This window comes from Pseudomonas sp. (genome assembly GCF_036404235.1).
GTDB lineage: Bacteria > Pseudomonadota > Gammaproteobacteria > Pseudomonadales > Pseudomonadaceae > Aquipseudomonas.
Map to the genome: position 1 here is coordinate 1 of NZ_DASWOT010000214.1, position 22,712 is coordinate 22,712.

The 22,712-nt window shown below is 57.5% G+C and carries 12 protein-coding genes and 1 pseudogene; 10 read left to right on the top strand and 3 right to left on the bottom strand.

From position 1 onward, the window contains the following. From VGC62_RS26740 to VGC62_RS26750, 3 genes and pseudogenes are all read right to left on the bottom strand, one after another. Positions 1 to 2,775, bottom strand: a pseudogene (locus tag VGC62_RS26740) (hypothetical protein); the annotation flags it as partial. Between the two features lie 225 nt (positions 2,776 to 3,000). After that, a complete protein-coding gene (locus tag VGC62_RS26745) occupies positions 3,001 to 3,855 on the bottom strand; it encodes a neuraminidase-like domain-containing protein (RefSeq protein WP_331190087.1) in 855 nt (284 codons plus the stop codon). A 152-nt stretch (positions 3,856 to 4,007) separates the two neighbouring features. Next, complete coding sequence (locus tag VGC62_RS26750) at positions 4,008 to 8,906, bottom strand: Tc toxin subunit A (protein ID WP_331190088.1); 4,899 nt, start codon at positions 8,904 to 8,906, stop codon at positions 4,008 to 4,010. Positions 8,907 to 9,289: 383 nt separating this feature from the next. Between VGC62_RS26750 and VGC62_RS26755 the strand changes: the two genes are divergently transcribed. From VGC62_RS26755 to VGC62_RS26800, 10 genes are all read left to right on the top strand, one after another. After that, on the top strand, positions 9,290 to 10,249 hold the full coding sequence (locus tag VGC62_RS26755; protein ID WP_331190089.1) for a MoxR family ATPase: 960 nt from the start codon (positions 9,290 to 9,292) through the stop codon (positions 10,247 to 10,249). Between the two features lie 2 nt (positions 10,250 to 10,251). Continuing rightward, positions 10,252 to 11,196: a DUF58 domain-containing protein gene (locus VGC62_RS26760; protein WP_331190090.1), complete on the top strand. Its 945-nt coding sequence runs from the start codon at positions 10,252 to 10,254 to the stop codon at positions 11,194 to 11,196. Further along, positions 11,193 to 11,687, top strand: coding sequence for a DUF4381 domain-containing protein (locus VGC62_RS26765; RefSeq protein WP_331190091.1), 495 nt, complete (start codon positions 11,193 to 11,195; stop codon positions 11,685 to 11,687). Before VGC62_RS26760 ends, VGC62_RS26765 begins: the two co-directional genes overlap by 4 nt. Further along, the gene (locus VGC62_RS26770) at positions 11,680 to 12,747 is read left to right on the top strand and encodes a VWA domain-containing protein (protein ID WP_331190092.1); all 1,068 of its coding nucleotides are present in this window, start codon (positions 11,680 to 11,682) and stop codon (positions 12,745 to 12,747) included. Before VGC62_RS26765 ends, VGC62_RS26770 begins: the two co-directional genes overlap by 8 nt. After that, positions 12,744 to 14,459 (top strand): vWA domain-containing protein, encoded by a 1,716-nt coding sequence (locus tag VGC62_RS26775; protein WP_331190093.1) that lies wholly within the window; start codon positions 12,744 to 12,746, stop codon positions 14,457 to 14,459. The genes VGC62_RS26770 and VGC62_RS26775 overlap by 4 nt, the downstream gene beginning before the upstream one ends. Beyond that, the gene (locus VGC62_RS26780; RefSeq protein WP_331190094.1) at positions 14,456 to 16,147 is read left to right on the top strand and encodes a BatD family protein; all 1,692 of its coding nucleotides are present in this window, start codon (positions 14,456 to 14,458) and stop codon (positions 16,145 to 16,147) included. The genes VGC62_RS26775 and VGC62_RS26780 overlap by 4 nt, the downstream gene beginning before the upstream one ends. 170 nt (positions 16,148 to 16,317) lie before the next feature. Beyond that, on the top strand, positions 16,318 to 17,562 hold the full coding sequence (locus VGC62_RS26785) for an exonuclease SbcCD subunit D C-terminal domain-containing protein (RefSeq protein WP_331190095.1): 1,245 nt from the start codon (positions 16,318 to 16,320) through the stop codon (positions 17,560 to 17,562). After that, positions 17,559 to 21,203: an AAA family ATPase gene (locus VGC62_RS26790; protein WP_331190096.1), complete on the top strand. Its 3,645-nt coding sequence runs from the start codon at positions 17,559 to 17,561 to the stop codon at positions 21,201 to 21,203. Before VGC62_RS26785 ends, VGC62_RS26790 begins: the two co-directional genes overlap by 4 nt. A 102-nt stretch (positions 21,204 to 21,305) precedes the next feature. Further along, the gene (locus VGC62_RS26795; protein WP_331190097.1) at positions 21,306 to 21,815 is read left to right on the top strand and encodes a peptidylprolyl isomerase; all 510 of its coding nucleotides are present in this window, start codon (positions 21,306 to 21,308) and stop codon (positions 21,813 to 21,815) included. Between the two features lie 5 nt (positions 21,816 to 21,820). Continuing rightward, a complete protein-coding gene (locus VGC62_RS26800) occupies positions 21,821 to 22,438 on the top strand; it encodes a glutathione S-transferase (protein WP_331190098.1) in 618 nt (205 codons plus the stop codon). Positions 22,439 to 22,712: the final 274 nt, after the last annotated feature.

Sequence of the window (22,712 nt, forward strand, 5' to 3'; positions counted from 1 at the left end):
CTCCTGCGCCAACTCCTGGGCTTGCTGATACATGTAGTGGGTGCCACCGATGTCGGCCTTGAGCAAGTAGCTGCTGGCAAGCTGACCGAGTAACGCTGTGGTGTATTCATAGGGGCCGAGCACGCCAGGTAATGACAGCGAAACCTGCACAAGCTGACGCAGGTAATGGCCTGGATAATCCTGATCGAACAACGACGGCTTAAACGCGAACTCGATGCCGCCCGTGCTGCGCAGGCTGGCGATGACCGCCGCCCACCCGGTTTCACCGCCCTCGCCTTGATAATCCTGAAGCAATTGGCGCAGCGATACGGTTTTTATCAACTCCAGGCGTCGTTCCTGTCGAACAAGGAACGCCGACTCCATTTGCAACAGCCCAAGGTTCAAACTCTCGCCCGCAGTCAGCCCGTGGCGGTTATCGAACCAGGAATCAACGGGAATGAAGCGCGTATCGCCATCGCCAATTTCATACTTCCAACACGCATCGACCGCCAGACATAAAGACAGCACCGCGTCGTAAGCCTGAAAGTACAACGTGGACATCTGCCCAAGCAGCCATTGGTATAAGGCAACATTGCTGGCGCGGTTCTGAATGAACGCATAAAGCGCCTGCGCTTGTTCGCGGGCGTTCTGCGATCGGACCCGCTTCAATTGCGCCGAGCGGATCAATATCTCCTGCTGTTCGACCTGCCGCGCCAGGGATTCAAGCTGGCTCTGCGCCTGATCCTTGAAAAATAGCCATTCCTTGCGCCTGCGCTGATGTGCATCCGCACGCAAGTGCGCATCGGCGCTGTCAGCCAGATACGACCCTACGCTTTGCGCCGCCAACGCAGCACTCCATGGCGGCCCCGACCAGTGCCAGCCACCTGGGATGGGAACAGGAATAGGGCCAGGCAAGAATGTGATCGTGTTGGGCGCAGTGGTCAGGGCATAACCGGCGCTACGGCCAGCGCCGGCAACAATGCGAGCAGCGCTCGCACCAGAGAGCATTTCTTCGGCGCGTTGTTCTGCGTCACTTACATCCCGTGCAATCCATTCATCGTAGGTATCGACCTGCGCCTGTAGTTGCTTGCCGTTAGCGTGCAACGCTTCGAGGTTCAGTTGCACCTGCTCGATTGCCATGGCGTCCAGCCGCTCGACGAAGCCCGACAACTCCAGTAAATGCCCCTGCTGCAAACCTTGCTGCTCAGAGCGATCACCGGACTCCATGAACTGTCGCACCTGCTCGCCAAAACGGATCAGCGTATCCACTGCATCCTTCGCTCGCGGCAACATGGCAGCAAAACGATAGGGCGCGATAATCGCCATCGACCCCAATCGGCGCACCGTGGTGCTGCTGCCAGACAGTTGCGAGCGCAGTATATCCAGCGGATTGGAGGGTGGTTCGTACAGCGCCAGTTGCATGGGTTTGCCATCAAGCGTCAGATTGTGGCGAAGGTTGTACAGCCGCAGATCAAGCTGCTCCCACAAGTCCAGCAATCGAGTATTGACCGGCAAGCGAAACCACGGCGCATCGATCAACCGCAACCAGGGCTGGTCGCCCAGCGTGTGCGGCGTGTCGTGTTGTAGCCAATCCAGCCCTGAAGCCTCGAGCGCGGTAAATGATTCGGGCTGATAACGGGCGGCATTTGCTAACGATTGGGGCGCCCATTGGCTGATGCTGCGCCCTTTGGACAGCGGCCCCAACAAGGACAACGCACGCACGTAAAGCAGCTTGGCCTCGGTGAGCGAATCGCGGTTGGCCTGCCGATAAAGTGTGTCGCCCCATGCGATCAGGTTATCCAGGTACAGCATGAAAACGGCTTTGCGGTAGTGCGAGGGCGCACCATAGGCAATTACATTCGGATCGCGTGGAGCGGCGGTGTCGTGCAGCGGGTCGTCGGCAAAGCCCATCGGGCGACTGGTCCAATAGGGAAGCCAATGTACTTTTTCCGGTGGCGGATACAACGGCGCCACCCGCACCTGCGGATTGAAAAGGTAATGCAGCCATTGCTCGGCGCCAGCATGATCAAAACACTGATTCAGCCGTGACGCGGCCAAATGCGGCACGTGAAAGAACAACTCCCAGAAATAACGTCCGTTGGCGCCGTTGAAGTCGATGATGGTTGCTTTGTCGTCACCCGGCACCGGGCTCTCCGGCGTGTGCTGGGTTTCCCAGCCCAGCGCGCTTTCCAGTGAGCGCTCGGCCTTACGCGCCAACTCAGCGGCGAAGGTGGTATTCAGGCGTACATAGCGCAGGTTGGGTAGTTCAAGCGCTTGCAAGTCGAGGAATTGTCCACCTTGAGCAGTCGTTATCAGCGTCGGCAAAGCAAAGGAGCGCAGCTTGCGGGTGACGGTGAACTCGTTATAGCCAAGGCCGGTGGACGTGTCGTCCATACCAAAGCGCATCCCATAACTCAACTCATCACCGCTCACGGACCAGGGATCAACCTGTACAGGCGTTCGCGCAGACCCATTGAGCGTCAGGGGGTAAGGGGAACGCTTCGAGTTTTTCCACAGACCAAAATTGCCACGGAACACCCCTGTAGTCTGGTCGTCCAGGTACCAGGGTTTATTACAGAAACCGACCGTCTCCAGATTGCAAACGCCGTCGATGGTTTTAACGCGTACATCGAGTTCGAGGTATCGGTTAAGTTGCGCTACGTAGTTATCGCCTGCCTCGTTCCAGACCACGCTGTCGAGTGTCCATAGGTTACCGTCGAGATCCAATCCCTCTAGGGCGAACTGCGCTCCTCCTGCTCCACCCCCCATGAGCATTTGTGTTACCAAGGAATACAATAGATATTCCTGCGCCGTTGGATCCATCGGAACTGGCTGCCAAAGCCTGTCTCTCAAAACAACAAACGCATGCGGTGCAGCGCCAATTGCATTCCTTGGAAACGCCACCGCCAGCCTAGGCGATGCCTCCACGCGACTGTCCAGTACTGCCACAAGAACATAGTTTTCTGCTTCGAGCGTCGCGAACGACGGCATGTTGCATTGATACAGGCAAATCGCTGGGCACTATTGACCGTTGCTCTGTAGATAACTGGTGTTCAAGTGATACAGATAACTGTCCGCGACCGAATTGCCATTGTCGTCCAGAACCTCGCGTACCTGCTCAAGCCACACCAGATGCAAACGCCCCTGCACCACCACCGCTCGTACATGGGTAATGGTGCCCCCCGTTTTGATGTCAATCTTCTTCCATTCGCTCCATGCCGAAGGCAATACATGGGTACTGTCGTCGTTCAGGTCGATGTCTGCCTTGCGCCAGTAATAAGCGAACGGTTCAATACGTTGCCGACCGACGAAGTAATAGTCGGCACGGCGAAAATCCACGCCGTCGATATAGCAGCACACGGACGCAAGATTGCTCACTTCCTCGAACCGGGCCAGATAATTGCCCAGTGCTTTCTGTACGTTGTCACGATTGATGCGCGACTGCGCGAGCTCACTTTCGAATGTTTTAAACGCCTCGGTCTTACCCAGACGCAAAGACGGGTCGAGATAGTTTTCGGGATAATCAGCCACCATCTGGTACCCCGCCCAAGTGCTGTACTCGCTCATGCCGTCGTGCCATTGCTTAAGCGCTGCTCGATGCTGCGCAATGTCCTGCACCTGACCGAACCCCGGCTCCATGCCGTTGTAGATGGCATGGACATGCTGCTGAATACTGGCAATGCCCTGGGCGACACGACTGGTGTCGACTTCGCCACTGACCTGATTGTCGATAAGCAGGTATTCGTAGAGGTCTTCTGGCGTCTTGACTTGTGCAGACGCGTCATTATCCAGAGATGCGGCCATCTTCCCTAAATAATAAGAGACTAACGCATCACGGCGATTCTCTTCCAGTACAGGAACGATTCCATTATTCATATTAGTATGCCCGACACAATACAAATGAAAACACTGCTTATTTAAAGCCACTCGACTTTCAGGCTCAAATACTAAATCAGCAATGCAGAGCCTTGATCGAGACATCACTCAAAAACCGATAACGCCAAAACAACTAAAAAATCAACACTTCCCTAACTCACGTCTACCTCCTTTTGGCTTTCGACCAAATAAAAACAACCATCCAATGCAGACTTGGCTTGAATGACTGCAATAGCACCACGAGACGGCTTCACGCCACCACCGAAGTCTGCAGTCACATTCGCAGGTTCTCCAAAAGGATTTCGGAACGTCGGGGATCCACTCCAGTTTTCCGAAGCAATAGAAATTTCAGAGTATATCGTTTTCCCTTCCAATACTCCCCCTATGCTATTAATGTCTGAAATATCTGAATAAGGAGCAAGCGTTGCGTAACTCCTCAAGCTGTGAAACCTGACCATATCTAACCTGTAATAGTAGCCAACCTTATAATCGCCGCTCCACTTCACCGTTCCGCCACTTTCAATCTGAAGTGTGAAAGGCCCGGTAAGGGCAACTGCGCTGAAAGTAATAGAGAACGTCAAACCATCAGCGCTGGATTCCTGAGGTGTCCCCAAACCGACCACCGTTATCGCCAACTCCTCAGCGCCCTTGGCCTTAACCATGAAGGGCACGCCTGCCACAGCTTCAGCGCCGCTGAACACATTAACAGTTAGCGTATAAGTCTCATATCGTGACAACAAACCAGGCGCTTGCGACAGCAAGAAACCACTCAAGGAACACTCATACTTGTAATCCAATGCCTGGACATTCACAGATTTTCCAACATCCGTGCCCGTAATCACGGCCTTAACCCCATGAGGCCCCAACGCAAACCTGGATAAAAAAACTGCCACACCCTCACCATTGGAGTCAGAGCTATGCCTTTGGATATTGTCTACGTACCAATCGACACGTCGGCCAACCGCCGGGGCGTCGCCTATTTTTAAGCCGCTCGAGAATACCAATGGCTCGGCACCTATCATGTACTTGTCACTGGACACAGTAAGTTCAAGTGTCGTGACAGGATGCACAAGCGCACTGCCACTGCTTTTACTTATCGGACCATAATCTGACTCCACCGTAACTATCACACTGCCTGCACTCTCCGGAATCAGTAGCGCGCTAGCCAACCCATCAGCATTGGTTGTACTGGAGGTAACGTTGAACTCGCCATTGTCTGTCGTCCATTTAACTGCTGTTTCCGCTGGCGCCGGACTGCCATCAATCTCCACCACTCGACACTCGACCCTGACCTCATAGCCAACACTTATAGCATTCGCAAAGTGCACGTATTGAAAATACGGAATACTGATGAATTCAACAGGAGAAAATACAAAATCATCTCCATTTTCACACCTCGCTACAACGAGTGCGGAGCCGTGGGTAAGACTCTTCAGTTCTGCCCTGGCAACACCATTGCTGTCACCCTGAGTTATATGCCGCTGAAACTCGCCAAGGGTCGTTTCCCAGGTAACCGGATGGTCAATACCAGCATTTCCATACATATCTTCGAGCACGGCTGTAAAGGAAACGGACTCAAGTCTGTTAGCCAGAGCAGAAGAAGGATCTCGTTCACCATCAATGATTGCTAGGGTGGCACGGTCATAACCAATCGTTACAGTCGGCGCGGTTTGAGTCTCCCCCAGACCGAAGTGTGCCTGCACAATTGCAACGCCCATCTCGGAACTGGTGCCCAATGTCACGGAGGCCATACCCTGCGCGTTGGTGCTAACGGTTTCATCACTCAACTGCCCCAGACTTGTCGTCCAGCGCACAGGCACATCAGCAACGGGCTCATCCGTCAGATGCCGCAAGTTGATAGTAAAAACGGCTTGTTCATCCTGTTTTTTGGCTACCAGATAATCCGTAGACGCGGTGATCGTATGCGCTCGACTCTGACCGACTTCGCTTTCACGGGATTCGGATGTAAAACTATTGATATTGCTGAGCGCCTGTTCGGCGGCAGCTCGATATTCCGAAGTCTGACTCGTCGGCGCCAACGCGTTCAAAGCAAGAAGTGCCTTGGCGTCCAAGCTTGCCTGGTGCCCCAACAATGATAAACGGCCAGCAACATCTATACTCTGCAACGTTCGAGTGACGCCGTTTTCACTGTCGAGATAAAGCGCCACCGCCAATACATCACGTACGCCCCAACGCAAATAAGCACTCAGCCGTTGTGCCGCGCTCTCGCGAATGACTATTTTATCTCCCTCAGTAGTGCCCTTATAGGTATTTACCAGGCGTAAATAATCAAGCAAGGTATCTTCACTTTGATCACTGCGCCTAACCACGCTGGCGTACTGCGTGAGAATATAGATAGCCGGAAATGACAAGCCCGTGTGAGGTAAGCCAAACCAATCAGGCTGCGACAGGAATTGGCGAATCAACGCTGGCCCCAATTGAAGATGGCGGGTGACAGCTGCACGCTTGGACAGCTCCATGAAAAGCTCCAATACGTCATCGCCTATTGGTACCTGTATCGTGTTATCGCCGCCCGTCACTCTGCGAACTTCCCTCAATAGAAGATAGCTATTACCCTGCGCCCAGGTTAAAAGCGCATCCGCATGGTCGGAGGAAACGCTTAAATAACCCGAAAGGCCCTCCATCAACAATGCACCTTGCTCGCCCCTCGCCCGCATCACCCTGTTAGATATCTTGACACCTAATGCCTCATCGACAAGGTTCAGATCTGCCAGGACCTTCTTGACATTCTCAATAAGGCGATGCTCAAAATTTGGCTCGTAGGCATCTCCAAGGTGCTTGATTAATCCTTTGGTCAGGCCATCTGTCTCGCCCCCGGTATCAATGAAAGCTTGAAGTTCTTCGAACCAATCGATGGACTGCATGGCCGGACCATCTTGCCCCTGAGCATCGCGCGTCCATACAGTCTGTGAGTTAGGCGCACCTATTTCGGCAAAACTGCTCTCGGTGATTAGGGCCGATTGTAACCGCTGATTGATTTGCTCCAGCAAGTTATGCTCAGCATCCGTTGCAACTATTTCAGTAAATCTCGCACCCAAAAATGAATACAACTGCTCCACCTGCCAAGAAGCTCCTTGCATCCACGCCACACAATCCACCCACGCATGAATAACACTTAATGTGTCACTGTCAGGCGTCGAACTGTGCATTTTTACTTGCGCTACACCTGCAATTTTTGACATTAGCTGAGTTGCGCCGTTATCGATTACTTCAATAAGCGCCAAGGCTTCAATTACACTCTTCCCTAAGTACTTCGGTAGTTTTGTCAATCGATAACATGTCGACACCACATCAATAGACCACAACAGTGGTTGATCCCCACGAGCCTGCACGATAACTCGAGCCACATAACGAAACGTTTCATAGGTCATGCCGAGCGATGCGCAGAGATGATCTATTTTCTGCCGCTCTGCGTCGACAGTAGGCGCCAACACCATGGGTGTGTCATCAAGTTTAAGCGGGATGGAAAATAACGCCTGACTGTTGAATACCCGATCAAAGTGTGAAGATTCCTTGCCGCGCCCGTAAACACCAATACCCTGAATCAGTGCAGCAAAGTCTTCGGAGGCCATCTTATATTTGCCTCGCAATGTCTGAAACAACCCGATGGCCCGCAGTGTGTCAGTAGTGATGACCGGGAAGTCCTTCTGATTTTCCGCTCGCATGCAGGCAACGATGATTTGATCCACCTCATCAAACGGCAAACCCAACCACCGCGCCAGGCGGATCATGCGGTTCATGCGGTCGAAACGATCAGGGCTGGCATGGGTGATCCGATGGCGCGGGCCTTGTATCAGGACGCCATCAGCCATTTCGCCGGGCAAGGTTTCGATGGCCATTGCCGGGGCCTGACCGGCATTGATGTAGACCGAGCCTGACACACTGCCGTCGACCTCGCCTGCGGCAATGGCTGTGACGTTTGGTGAGGGACTGGGTGCAAAAGCGCCCACCGACAGCAGGGCTTCCAGCTCTTCGGTTTTCAAACCAGTGCGCAGGCAGAAGGTCTGGGTATCCTCCAGGTCAGAGAACCCCCCAACACCGAAGTTGTCTTGAAAGAACTTGGTGGCCTGTACGTCACCCTCGCCAGCGTCTACCAGCAAACGTGTACGCGGGTCGATGCGCCACTTGTCGGCAATCAACGAACGCGTCTGTTTCTCAGCATCGGGGAAATACGGCGCTTCCAACAGCAGCGCCTGTTGTACCGGCCCAAAACCGGTGTCCTGAATCAGCGCTGTATCGGAAAGCAGCGAATGCACACCCGGCTCTTTGAAGTAGGGATACGCCGGATCAGCCGCCCGAATCACGTCACCCAAGGAATAGCCCTTGCGCCCCAACACATAATTGATCTGGCTGGTATAGCGTTCGAAGGGCAATGCATTGGGATAGCGAGCCTCAAGCAGCGCGTCGTCGACACTCGTGTCCGTCAGGGAGATGCCGTCCAGATGGCTGCGAATCGATTTTTCCAGAATCTCATTGACCAACACGATGGTGGGCTCGATGCGATTGAGGGCCGTGTGATCAAGCACAAGATCCTTGAGATCAGGCCTACGAGCATCGAGGGTGATGACTTCCGCTGGTTTGCCGGTAGCTTCCAGTTCTTTGGCGTAGCGATACAGGTCGGCCAGGTACGCCACAGGCGATGTAGTGGCTTCAATCGCGTCGGGAGGGCAATGGTTGGCCCAATCAGGGTTGAACATATCTGTGTAGGTAGGGCCGTCCACCAACCCTTTGATGCCAGTCGGCGGGCGGTTAGCCTGGCGAACGGAAGCGGTCAGACGCTGTTCGCGGAACTGGCGGGCAATGACCACTGACATGGCAGTGGCTTGTTCATGCAGTTTGCGCGCTTGGGTGATGTGCAGGCCGGGGTTGCTTTTCATCAACTGCCCAACATCTGCCCGCGCCAGGCTCATGACCGACGGGTATTGTTCCAAGAGAGAGGCACTACGGCTTTGCGGCTGACCGGTTTTCTGCAGCAGCACATCCATTGCAGTAATGGGTTTGACGGAATCCTTGGGAATTTTCTTCTTCATAGCAGCCACTCATCCTGAGTACCTATCCCTGATGGCCACTGCTGAAGACCTATTAAATAGAAGCTAAGCACCGACTGTGGCAGAAGGTCCTCCCAAGCGACAAGCGGCGTATACGCGCCAGCGGCGTATGCCACGCCGAACCCTTGCTCCCTGCACATTCGCTGCAAAAAAATGCCGAGTAATCTTTTTGTAACCCGACACGGTATTGGGGCGAGCCTGCCTACGAGGGTTATGGCTCAGGATTTGTAGTCCCTTGCTTCTTGATTTAGTTGCGCAAAAAAAACCTTCGCCGTTAGTCGCCAGCCCCGGGATGGATTAAAGTAACGCCCCCAGCTTCGGTGCCGTTTTGGCGCTGCTGCCTACCCTGCCAGGAACCGTCATCGATGGAACATCGTGAAGCGTTGATCGCGCTGCGAACCTTTCTCTCAACACAGATTCTCGGGCAGGAGAAACTGGTTGAACGACTCCTGATTGCCCTGCTCGCCGATGGCCATATGTTGGTCGAAGGCGCACCCGGCCTGGCCAAGACCAAGGCAATCAAAGAACTGGCCGAAGGCATCGAAGCGCAGTTTCACCGCATCCAGTTCACCCCCGACCTGCTGCCCGCCGACATCACTGGCACCGAAATCTATCGTCCGGAAACCGGCAGCTTCGTCTTCCAACAGGGGCCGATCTTCCACAATCTGGTGCTTGCCGACGAAATCAACCGTGCTCCGGCCAAAGTGCAGTCGGCCCTGCTGGAAGCCATGGCCGAACGCCAGGTCAGCATCGGCCGCAGCACCTACGACCTGTCGCCGCTGTTTCTGGTGATGGCAACGCAAAACCCCATCGAGCAGGAAGGCACTTATCCCCTGCCCGAAGCCCAACTCGACCGTTTCCTGATGCACGTCAAGATCGGCTTCCCCGACGCCTCCGTGGAACGCAAGATTCTGGCCCAGGCCCGAGGCGAGGCACTCAATGGCGAGACCAAGCCAGAACGCAGGGTCAGCCAGCAGGCGATTTTTGCCGCACGCAAGGAAATCCTCGGCCTGTACATGGCCGATGCCGTCGAGGAATACCTGGTGCAACTGGTAATGGCGACGCGCACGCCGGCCAAGTTCGATCCGGAGCTGGCCGAGTGGATCGCCTATGGCGCCAGCCCGCGCGGTTCAATTTCCTTGGACCGCTGCGCCCGCGCCCATGCCTGGCTGGCCGGGCGAGATTTCGTCAGCCCCGAAGACATTCAAGCGGTGCTGTTCGATGTGTTGCGCCACCGGGTCATTCTGTCGTTTGAAGCCGAGGCCGCTGGCGTCGATCAGGACAAAGTGATTCAACGCATTCTCGACGTCGTTGCCGTCGCCTGACCATGCAGCCTTATCTGATTTCCCAACCCGGCATTCGCGTCAGCCTCGCCGAGCTGATCGAAATGCGCCATCGCGTGCGGGAAGTTCAGCTGTTTTCCACACCCAGCCGACGCAGCCCGCTGATTGGCCTGCACCACTCCAAGCTGCGCGGTCGCGGGGTAGATTTCGATCAGGTTCGGGTGTATCAGGCCGGAGACGATGTACGCACCATCGACTGGCGCGTGACTGCGCGCACTCAGGAGCCGCACACCAAACTGTTTCATGAAGAGCGCGAGCGGCCGATTTTCATCATGGTCGAGCAGAGCCGGCGCTTGTTCTTCGGCTCTGGGCTGATGTTCAAATCGGTCATGGCAGCCCAGGCTGCGGCGCTGGTCGGCTGGGCCGCCCTGGGCCATAACGACCGGGTCGGCGGGCTGGTGTTCGGCGACAACGAGCACTATGAAATCAAGCCGCGTCGCAGTAAACAGAGCCTGTTGCAGTTGCTTAACCGGCTGGTGCGAGCCAATCAATCCCTGCACACCGAAGCCCTCGCCGACCGCGATACGTTTGGCATCGCCCTGCGCCGGGCGCGCGAAGTGCTGCGCCCCGGCAGTCTGGCGATCATCCTCTGCGACGAACGCGCGTTGTCCGACTCCGTGGAGCAACAACTGTCGTTGCTGTCACGGCATTGCGATCTGTTGTTACTGCCGATCTCCGATCCACTGGACCATGCCCTGCCTGCCGCTGGCCTGCTGCGTTTTACCGAGCATGGCGCGCAACTGGAACTCGACACACTCAACCCCGACCTGCGCCAGACCTATCGCACCCAGGGCGAAGCACGGGTCGCGCGCTGGGAACGGCTCGCGCAAAAACTTCGGGTATTGATGATGCCCCTGAGCACGCAGCGCGAGATGGTCGAGCAACTGCGCGAATACCTCAACGCCCAGCATCCGGTAAAACAGAAATGAACCCGCTGGATAAACTGCAACCCTTGATTGCCCCCGCCGCTATCGGTTTCTGGCCCCCGGCGCCCGGTTGGTGGATGTTGCTGATGGTCGTTGCGGCACTGGCTTATGGCGCCTGGCACGCGCGGCGCTTTATGCCGCAAAAGGCTCGTACGCAAAAAGCCGAACAACCGCTCGACCCGTTACGCCAAGCCGCACTGGATGAGTTGGCTCGCCTGCCAAAACCCTACGATGGCGCCCCCGCCGGCGCCTGGCTGCAACAAATCAATGGCCTGCTCAAACGCCTGTGCCGCAACCATTACCCCTATAGCCAGAGCCACACACTGAACGGCCGCAAATGGCTGGCGTTTCTGGATAATCGCTGCCCGGCTGCCGGACTGACGCGTTGGATGATCCTTGTCGAAGGAGCCTACAAGCCGGAATGCAAACTCGACGACAAAGCCATCAACGGGCTTACACAGTCGGTCGATACCTGGATTCGCAAACATGTTTGAGTTCGCCTGGCCCTGGGTCTTTCTGGCCTTGCCCTTGCCGTGGATCATGCGTTTTGTGCTCCCCATCGCAGACAGCGGCGAGGCTGCGCTGAAAGTCAGTTTCCTCAGTGAACTCGAAGGCATGGCCGGTCGCCGCGCACGGTCCAATCTGCCTGGCTGGCGCCGGCAATTGCCCTTCGTCAGCCTGTGGCTGTTGTTGCTGATGGCTGCCGCACGCCCACAATGGCTGGGTGATCCGTTACCGATTGCCGCCAGCGGGCGGGATTTGCTGGTGGCCGTGGACGTGTCCGGGTCCATGGATTACCCGGACATGACCTGGAAGAGCGATGAAGTCAGCCGCCTGACCTTGGTCAAGCTGCTGATGGGCGATTTTCTTGAACATCGTCAAGGTGATCGCGTAGGGCTAATCCTGTTTGGCAGTCAGGCGTATCTGCAAGCGCCGCTGACCTTCGACCGGCATACCGTCAGGGTCTGGCTCGATGAAGCGCGCATTGGTATCGCGGGTAAAAACACCGCCATCGGCGACGCCATCGGGCTGGCACTCAAACGCCTGCGCCTGCGCCCGGCACAAAGCCGGGTGCTGGTACTGATCACCGATGGTGCTAACAACAGTGGGCAGATCGACCCGGCCACGGCGGCACGATTGGCAGCCCAGGAAGGCGTCAAGATCTATCCCATCGGCATCGGCGCCGACCCGGACAAAGGCGTGGCCAGCGTGCTGGGCCTCAATCCAAGCCTGGACCTTGACGAAGCGTCATTGAAAGAACTGGCCGACATCACCGGCGGTCAATACTTCCGGGCGCGCGATGGCGTGCAACTGGCAAAGATCGGTCAAACACTCGACGCCCTCGAACCCGTAACGCAACAACCGACCCAGGCCCGCCCAACCAGGGCGCTTTACCACTGGCCGCTGGGTGCAGCCTTGTTGCTGAGCGTATTGCTGGTGATTCACGAACGCTGGCCAAATAATCCGTTTTACCAGTTCCTTAAACGCCAACCGGCGTTGCAAGTGGTCCCGCAATGGCGTCAGCGTTTCAAGCAGCTCAGGAGGCGCCAGTGATCGCGCTCTGGCCGCATTGGTTTCGTCCATGGTGGCTGCTGATTCTGCCGCTGTTGGGCTGGTTGCTCTGGCGTTTATGGAACCGGCAAAAACGCATCGGACGCTGGCAGATGATCCTGCCCGTCGCCTTTCATACGGTGTTGCTTAACGGTGGCAACGGGCGCGAAAGCAAACTGCCGTGGATCGCCATGGGCCTGGGTTGGGCGCTTGCCCTGTTGGCGCTGCTGGGGCCTAGCTGGCAGCGGGTCGAGCAGACCAGCCAGAGACCCGTCGACCCCTTGGTGATCATGCTTGAACTGACCCCGGAGATGCTCGCCACCGACAGCCCGCCGACGCGGTTGGAGCAGGCCCGACGCAAACTCATGGACCTGTTGCAGGCGCGCAGCGACTCGCAGACCGCGATCATCGTCTACGCTGGCAGCGCTCACACGCTGGTGCCGCTGTCCGATGACGTCGCGACCAGCAATAATCTGCTGGACGCGATCAAGCCATCGATCATGCCCCAAAGCGGTCAGCGTGCTGATCTGGCTGTGAAAAAGGCTCTTGATTTGCTCAAGCAAGGCGCGCTGGGTCAGGGCCGTTTGCTGCTGATTGGCTCATCACTCACCGAGCAGGAACGTCAGGGCATTCGCCTGGCCATGAGCGGTCACTCACAGCCGCTGCTGATTCTCGGTGTTGGTACGGCAGAAGGCGCACCCGTTGCGCAGGAAAAAGGCGGCTTCCTCAAGGACGCTCAAGGCGCGATTCTGGTGCCGCGTCTGGACAGCGCCAGCCTCAAGGACTTCAGCGAACAATTCGACGGCCGCTACAGCACCTTGCGCATGGGTGACCAGGACCTGCGCGAGCTCGGCCTACTCGACAGCCCGAAAAACATCCGCAGCGATGGCCAAATCATCCAGCTCGACACCTGGGCCGATCAGGGTTACTGGTTGCTCTTGCCGCTGTTGCTGCTGGCGGCCTGTGCGGGGCGACGCGGCTGGATGTTGTGCCTGCCGCTGTTGTTGATGCTGCCGCAAAACAGTTATGCCTTCGACTTCAAGGACCTGTGGCTACGCCCCGATCAACAGGGCCAACGCTTGCTTGAGCGGCATCGCCCGATAGACGCCGCGCGTCGTTTCGAAGACCCGCAATGGCAAGGCATTGCACTCTACGAAGCCGGGGACTACGCCGGTGCCGCCCAGCGCTTTGCCCAAGGCAGCAGCGCCATCGATCATTACAATCGCGCCAATGCCCTGGCCAAAGGCGGGGAACTAGAAGCCGCACTGGATGCTTACGATCAGGCGCTGGACCGACAACCCGACTTCCCTGCCGCCACGGCCAATCGCGCGTTGGTGCAGCACATCCTTGAGCAGAACAAACAACCAGTGGTCGACGACAACAGCAAAAGCCAAAGTGAAAGCGACGACAATGGCGACAACCCGCGCAGTGGCACTGTCGACGCGCAAAAAAACCAACAAACCCCATTGCAAGCGGGTGAGGAAAACAACCCCGGCAATCGGCAAGACATATCAGCAGGCAACGAGACGCTTGAATCGGCACTCAACGATGACGAAACGACCCGAGCACCGATAAAACCGGCCAACGGCGTCATCAACAGCGAACAAAAGCAAGCACTTGAACAATGGCTGCGGCAGATCCCCGATGAACCAGGCGAGCTGCTGCGGCGCAAATTCTGGTACGAACAACAGCAGCATCAGGAAAAGACCCGATGAGTCGTGTACACAGGTTAATGATCGGCTGGCTGTTGTGCCTGGTCGCGCTGTCGACACAGGCCGCAACACCCGCACCGACATTGCTCTCCAGCGTTGATCGCGCACGCCTGAACACCGGGGAAACCGTCGAGTTGACCCTGGAGTCCAACGACCCGACGCTGTTCGGCAAGCCGGACATCAGCGTGCTTGACACCGATTTCGAAGTACGGGGCACGCGTCAGGTCAATCGCTCGACGACACTGGATGGCAACGTCCAGGCCACCACTCGCTGGCTCATCACCCTGATGCCAAAACACAGTGGTTCTGTTGTGATTCCCGAGCTGCAACTGGGCGAGATGAAAAGCCAGCCGATCACCCTGCAAGTGGCGCAGGTCGAGCCTTCGACCAGCCCTCAGGAGGAGCAATTGGCGCCGGTATTCATCGAAACCAGCCTCGATCAGGAGACGGTCTACGTGCAGGCGCAGGCGGTCATGACCCTGCGCATCTATCATTCGGTGTCGCTGTTCGATGACAGCAACCTTACGCCACTGCAAGTGCCCGACGCACGGATCGAAAAACTCGGCGAAACTCGCACCTATGAAAAGCTGATCAACAACACTCGTCATGGCGTGATCGAGATGCGCTATGCGCTTTATCCGCAGCACAGCGGCGATCTGCTGATCCCGCCGCAGGTGTTCAGCGCAACACTGGTGCAGGACCCTGCAACGCAAAATAGCGGTCAGGGCCAGCCACAAAACAACGACATCAACCCGTTCGGGCCCAAGCCAGGCAAAGTGATACGGGTGACCTCGACGCCGTTGTCGCTGAAGGTCAAACCGCAGCCCCCCAATTATCCAGCCGACAGCGCCTGGCTGCCCGCGCGCAGCGTCAACCTGAGCGAAACCTGGAACCCGGAACCCGGCCATAGCCAAGTGGGCGATTCGCTGACCCGTACCCTGACGTTGAAGGTCGAAGGGTTGTCCAGCGCGCAACTGCCACCGTTGCCCGCCACCGATGTCGGTGCCTTGCGGCGCTATCCCGATCAGCCTCAACTGGCCAACCTGGCCAGCGAACGTGGTTTGATTGGTACTCGCGAAGAGCGTGAGGCGCTGGTGCCAAACCGCGCCGGCGCAATCGATTTACCCGCCGTGGACCTGGTCTGGTGGAACACCCACGAAGACCACCTCGAACACAGCTCGCTGCCCGCAAGGACCTTACAAGTCAGTAACAACCCTGCGTTGTCGGTGGATACGCCCGTCAGCGACAACGCCGGACTGATCGTCATCGGCGCGCCGGTCTGGCCGTGGCAGTTGGCGACGGTACTGCTGAGTTTCACCACGCTGCTGGGATTTGGCCTGTGGTGGCGCGCCCGCTGGCAACCGGCCCTGAGCCGAGTGGCGCAGGCCGGGCCGAGCCCACGCACGGTGCTCGATGACCTCAAACGTGCGAGCCTGGCCAACGACCCACAGGCAACCCGGCAGGCGTTGGACGCCTGGGCACGGCAGCAACCGGAAACCCTGGCCGACATGGCTGCGCGCTTTGTGCCGCTGTCCGACGCTCTGGACGGTCTGAACGGTGCGCTGTACAGCGAAACCGAACAATTATGGCTGGGTGAAGATTTATGGCGCGCAGTCAAAGCACTGCCTGCGATTGAACGACCACAGGACAACCATGACGATAATAGTTTGCCGCCGTTGTATCCAAAGTAATAACGGCTGAACGCGACTGTTGCTCGCCTGTCCCTGTTGAGCGAGGCTTGCCCGCGAAGGGGGCTGGTACATTCACCGAATATCCTGCATCGCGCGAACAGTTCGCGGGCAAGCCTCACTCCAACGATCAGCGTCCCCTGCTACATCAATATTTGAAACAAGGTAATCCAATGCGTCTGTTCCACACCTCTGACTGGCACCTGGGCCAAAACCTCCACGGCCAGGAGCGAGACTTCGAACACGCCAGTTTCCTCACCTGGTTGCTGGCGCGTCTGGCTGAGCGCGCACCGGATGTGCTGCTGATCGCCGGCGACATCTTCGACACGGTCAATCCGCCGGTCAAAGCTCAGGAACGCCTGTATGACTTCATCGTCAACGCCCATGAGCAACAACCCAAACTGACCATCGTGATGATCGCCGGTAACCACGACTCCGGCTCGCGCATCGAGCTGCCCGCACCGCTGATGCGCCGTTTGCGCACCCACGCGTTGGGTCGGGTACTGTGGCTGGACGACGGCACCCTCGATGTCGAGCGTCTGCTGCTGCCATTGCCCGACGCCAAGGGCAAAATCAAAGCCTGGTGCCTGGCCCTGCCCTTCCTGCGCCCGGCCGAAGTCACGGGGCCGACGCTCGGCGACAACTACCTGCGCGGTATCGGTCGTGTGCACGAACTGCTGATCAAAGCGGCCAACCTCAAGCGCGAGCCCGGCCAAGCGCTGATCGCCATCAGCCATGCGCACATGGCGGGTGGCTCGGTGTCGGAAGAGTCCGAACGCAGCCTGATCATTGGTAACGCCGAAGCCCTGCCCGCCAGCCTGTTCGGCGAGAGCATCACCTACGTCGCCCTCGGCCATCTGCACAAGCCGCAACGGGTCAACGGCGAAGAACGCATCCGCTACAGCGGCTCGCCGATCCCCCTGTCATTTTCAGAAATCGGCTACCAACACCAGATCCTCGAAATCAACTGCAAGGGCGACAAGCTGACCAGCGTTGAAACACTGTTGATTCCTCGTGCGGTCAATCTGCAACGTGTCGGCCCCGCGCCACTGGCCGAACTGCTGCTGCAACTCAAAGACCTGCCCGACATCGACTTGCTCGCCGACATCGACCGTCAGCCCTGGCTGGAGGTGCGCGTGCGCCTCGACGAACCGCAACCGGACCTGCGCAACCAGATCGAAACCGCATTGCAAGGCAAAGCCGTGCGTCTGGTGCGGATCGCCGCCGAATACGCGGGCAAGGGCGCCAATGGCGATGACGACGACAGCGCGGGCTTGATCGAACTTGATCAACTCAGCCCGCAGGAATTATTCAGCCGCGCCTGGTTGGAGAACTACGGCAGCGAGGTGGACGAACAGACGCTCAAGGATTTCGCCCAGTTGTTGCAAGACGTCCAGCTGGAGAGCGAACAGCCATGAAGATTCTCGCCATTCGCCTGAAAAACCTCGCCTCGCTGGCTGGGCCCTTCGAGTTGGACTTCACCGCCGAGCCATTGGCCAGTGCGGGACTGTTTGCGATTACCGGCCCCACCGGCGCCGGTAAAAGCACGCTGCTCGATGCCCTGTGTCTGGCGCTGTTCGGGGCCATTCCGCGCCTGAACAACATCGGCCAATCGAAAGTCCCGGAGATCGACGGCGACATCGGCACCAGCGACCCGCGCAACCTGCTGCGTCGTGGCACCGGCAGCGGTTACGCCGAAGTGGATTTCGTCGGCATCGACAAACGTCGTTATCGCGCCCGTTGGGAAACCAATCGTGCTCGCGATAACGCCAGCAAAAAATTGCAGGCCAGTCGCCAGACCCTGACTGACCTGGACAGCGAGCAGATTCTCAGTCAGAACAAGACCGACTACAAACCGCTACTGGAAGCGCGCCTGGGGTTGAATTTCGAGCAGTTCACCCGGGCCGTCATGCTCGCGCAAAGCGAGTTCAGCGCATTCCTCAAGGCCGACGACAAAGAGCGCAGCGAGCTGCTGGAAAAGCTCACCGACACGGCAATCTACAGCCAGCTCGGCCGTCGCGCCTACAGCAAGGCCAGCGAAGCAAAAAAGGCTTGCGACGACCTGAGTCTGCTGGCGACGGGAGTCACTCCCATGGCGCCCGAACAACGTGCCGAACTTGAGCAGCGCTTCAACGATGCCCAGCAGCAACTGAAAACCCATCAAGCCCAACAGCGTCAGCTTGAGCTCAAGCAACAATGGCTGACTGAACTGCAACGTCTGCGTGACGAGCATCTGAGTACGACCGAACAACTGACCCGTGCGCAACAAGACTGGGATAACCAAAGCGGCCAGCGTCAGCGGCTCGGACAACTGGAGCGACTCGCGCCGCAGCGGCATGTGTTCGCCCTGCGTAAAAAGCTCGACGGGCAGATCGGCCCGCTGAGCGCGGTGATACAGCAACATATTCAACAGCAGAGCGAGCTTCTGGCACGACAGACATCCCAGGAAGAAACCCTCCTCGCGGCACAAAGCAGTCTGCAACAGGCACAAGAGCAACAGGCCTCGGCGGCGCCACTGCTGCGTCAGGCCTTCGAACAGCAGAGCAACCTGACCCACCTGAATCAGGCGTTGCTCGACGTTACCGAACAGTCGAATGTTGCGCTGCAAGCCAGCGCGGCAGGGCAAGCCGAGCTGGACAGGCTGATCGAAATACAACGTGAGCGTGAGCAACGCCTGCAATCGATCGCCACACAACTGGAACACAGCGCCGCACTGGCGCCGCTGACCCAGGCGTGGCCTGCGTATCGAACCCGTTTGCAGCAAACCGTCACGCTCAGCGCGCGCCTGAAAAAAGGCCGTGAAGAGCTGCCGCAGCTCGAACAGAACGCAACCCGCGCCGAGCAAGAGCTGACAGAACGCAGAAGCGCATTGGACACGTTGTACCGCGAAGCCGACGTGAAAGCCGACGCCGTCAACGAAGAAATCCAGCGCCTCGGCCAATTGCTGCAAGACAACCGCCAGCAACACAGTGCCAGCGATGCACTGGAGCGTTTATGGCAGCGCCATCAGGACCTCGACAGCCGCCTGCGCGACATCCAGCTTCAACAGCAACAGGCCAACGAACGACGCACGCAAAGCATCGCCTTGGGCTTGCAACTAAAGACCGAACACGAGGCCGCCGAGCAAGCGCTGAAGGTCACCGTTGAACTGCTGCAACGTCAGCGCCTGGCACGCAGCGCCAGTGTTGAACAACTGCGCGATCAGCTCATCGATCAGCAACCCTGCCCAGTGTGCGGCAGCCAAGAGCATCCGTATCACCAGTCCGCCGCGCTGCTTGAAGCACTGTCCGGGCATGACGACAGCGAGGAAACCGCTGCGCGCCTGAAGGTCAGCCAGCTCAGCGAAAAACTCGCGGAACTGCGTGCCGAAGTGTTGGAGCTCAATAGCCAGCTCAAGCAGTCCAAACCGCAACAGGACCAACTCAGCGAGCAGTTGCAGAAAATCACCCCGGAACTCGAAGCGCACGCGCTATACCCACGCCTGCTTGAACAGCCAGAGCAGCAGCGCGGCGACTGGCTCGGCGAGCGCTTACACACACTGGCGCAGGAAATTCTTGGCAGCGAGCAGCGCCAGACGCGTTTGCTCAAGGTTCAACAGCAGGCCGAAGGCTTGCAGCAACACGTTCAGGCCGCTCGCGATGCCAGTCAGCAGGCGATGAAACTGCTCGACGACCAGCAGCGCAGTATCTCGCAGGACAATCAGGCGTTCGAAACCGCGCTACAAGAATTCGAAGCGTTGCTGCCTGCCGAAAGCCTGCCGCAGTGGCGTGAGTCAGCTACCGAAAGCTTCATGCAACTGGACAACGACATCGCACGGCGCCTTGAGCAACTCGACCAGCAAAAAGATGAGCAACAGGAACACAGCGAGCGAGCCAAAAAGATCGAGCTGGATCAACTTGCGCAGCTCAATCGCCAACAGTTGCATGAGCAATTGCAGCAACGGCTACACGTCAGTCAGGCGCAGCACTTGGCCGGTCAACAACGCTTGAGCGAGTTACTCGGCGAGCGGGCCAGCGCCGAGCAATGGCAGCAGCAATTGGAACAGGCCGTCGAACAGGCGCGCACCGCTCAAAGCATGACCAGCGATGCGCTGCAACAGGCGCGTGGTGAGCTGATCAAACTGACGGCAGAACTGGACGGCGAGCGCCAGCAACTACAAGGGCTGGGGCAAGAATTGGTCGAACTCGACCGGCAGATCCTTGAATGGCGCAACGCCCACAGTGAACTCGACGATGCAGCGCTTGACGGCTTGCTCGGCTATGACGAAGAGGCTGTCAGTCAACTTCGCCAGCAATTGCAGCTCAGCGAAAAAAACCTGGAGCAGGCACGCGTGCTGGTCCAGGAACGCGAAAAACAGGTCCAACAGCATCAAGCGCAGCACAGCGACATCATCAGCGCCGAACACCTGTCGAGCGCCTTACTGGAGGCGCAAAACCTCGCCGCCAGCCACGAGCAGCAATGCGCCGAACTGCGCGCGCAATTGAGCGAGGACGAACGCCGACGCAACGCCAACAGCCAATTGCAAGAGCGCATTGCGTTGGCCACGGCAGAGTATCAACGCTGGGGCCGAGTCAGTGCATTGATTGGCTCAGCGACCGGCGACACCTTCCGTAAAATCGCTCAAGCCTACAACCTCGACCTGCTGGTGCATCACGCCAATGCCCAGCTAAAACAGCTGGTGCGGCGTTATCGCCTGAAACGCGGCGGCAGCATGCTGGGGCTGTTGGTGATGGATACCGAGATGGGCGATGAACTGCGCTCCGTGCATTCGTTGTCCGGCGGCGAAACCTTCCTGGTCTCGCTGGCCTTGGCGCTGGGGCTAGCGTCGATGGCGTCGAGCACGCTGAAAATCGAGTCGTTGTTCATCGACGAAGGGTTCGGCAGCCTGGACCCAGAGTCGCTGCAACTGGCGATGGACGCGCTGGACGGCTTGCAGGCCCAAGGACGCAAGGTCGGGGTGATTTCCCACGTACAGGAAATGCACGAACGGATACCTGTGCAAATTCAGGTGCGGCGTCAAGGCAACGGCCTGAGCACGGTTGAGGTCAATAACGGATAATCCAGACTTTTGTCAGGCACGAAAACGCCAACCGGTGTTTCGTGCAACGCTATACCCACCGCGCGCCCCGTCGCGCCGAACTTAAAGAAGAAGGTAATTTGCATGTCCAACTCCAAAGTATTTTTCGACATCACTGCCGACGATGAGCCTCTGGGCCGCATCGTCATGGAACTGCGCAATGACGTGGTGCCGAAAACCGCTGAGAACTTCCGCGCACTGTGTACCGGCGAAAAAGGCGACGGCCTGACCTACAAGGGCTCGTCATTCCACCGTGTGATCAACGACTTCATGCTGCAAGGTGGCGACTTCACCAACCACAACGGCACAGGCGGCAAATCGATCTACGGCAATAAGTTCGCCGACGAAAACTTCACCCTCAAGCACACCGAGCCAGGCGACCTGTCCATGGCCAACGCTGGCCCGAACACCAACGGCAGCCAATTCTTTATCACCACCATCGTCACCAGCTGGCTGGATGGCAAACACGTGGTGTTCGGTAAAGTCATCGAAGGCCTGGACGTGGTCCGCGCCATCGAAGCCCTGGGTTCACAGTCCGGCCGCACCAGCAAGAAAGTCACCATTGCCGATTGCGGCGAACTGACAGAAGCCTAAGCGCAATGTCGGTGATCGCACTCAACAGCGCGACGCCGACGCTCTACTCGTTTCGGCGCTGCCCCTACGCCATGCGTGCGCGCATGGCCCTGCGCTACGCCGGCTGTGACGTCGATATCATCGAAGTCAGCCTCAAGGCCAAGCCGGCAGAGATGCTACAACGCTCGCCCAAAGGCACAGTGCCGGTTTTGCTGCTGGCCAGCGAAGTGCTGGAGCAAAGCCTGGACATCATGCACTGGGCCCTGGCGCAAAATGATCCGCACGATTGGTCCATGACCGCCAGCCCCGATGCACAACGTGAAATCGCCCAATTGATCGCGCAAAACGACGGCGCGTTCAAGCAGGATTTGGATCGTTATAAATACGCGGTGCGCTACCCGGAGTTTTCTCAGGAGGAGTATCGCCAGCGCGCAGAAGTGTTTTTATGTGAGCTGGAAGGTCGACTGCAACAAAGGGATTATCTGGTGGCCAATCACCTGACGCTGGCTGATATAGCACTCGCTCCGTTCATTCGGCAGTTCTGCTTTGTCGACCCGGATTGGTTCTGGCAAAGCCCGTATCCAAAGTTGCGTGAATGGTTGCAGCGTTTTTTGAACTCGGCGTTGTTCATTCAATCGATGTAAAAGCATGTGTATGACGGATTTCCGGCGAACAGTTTCTGCGACTGTCGCGTCGCAACGTCTTGAGCGAATTCGTAGCAAAATTCAATACTGCGTGCGTCACGCCATCGACTGAACCCAGCCCCCCCCCCGACAAGAAGGAACCCGGTTAATTATTAAGTTAATTAACCGACTCGACAGCAAGTTCATCTTGAGTAAAGTTTAAATACGTCAGCAGTCTCCTACATCAACTTCAGAAACATCTTTCAAGTGTTGAGCAAACATTACTACATACCCA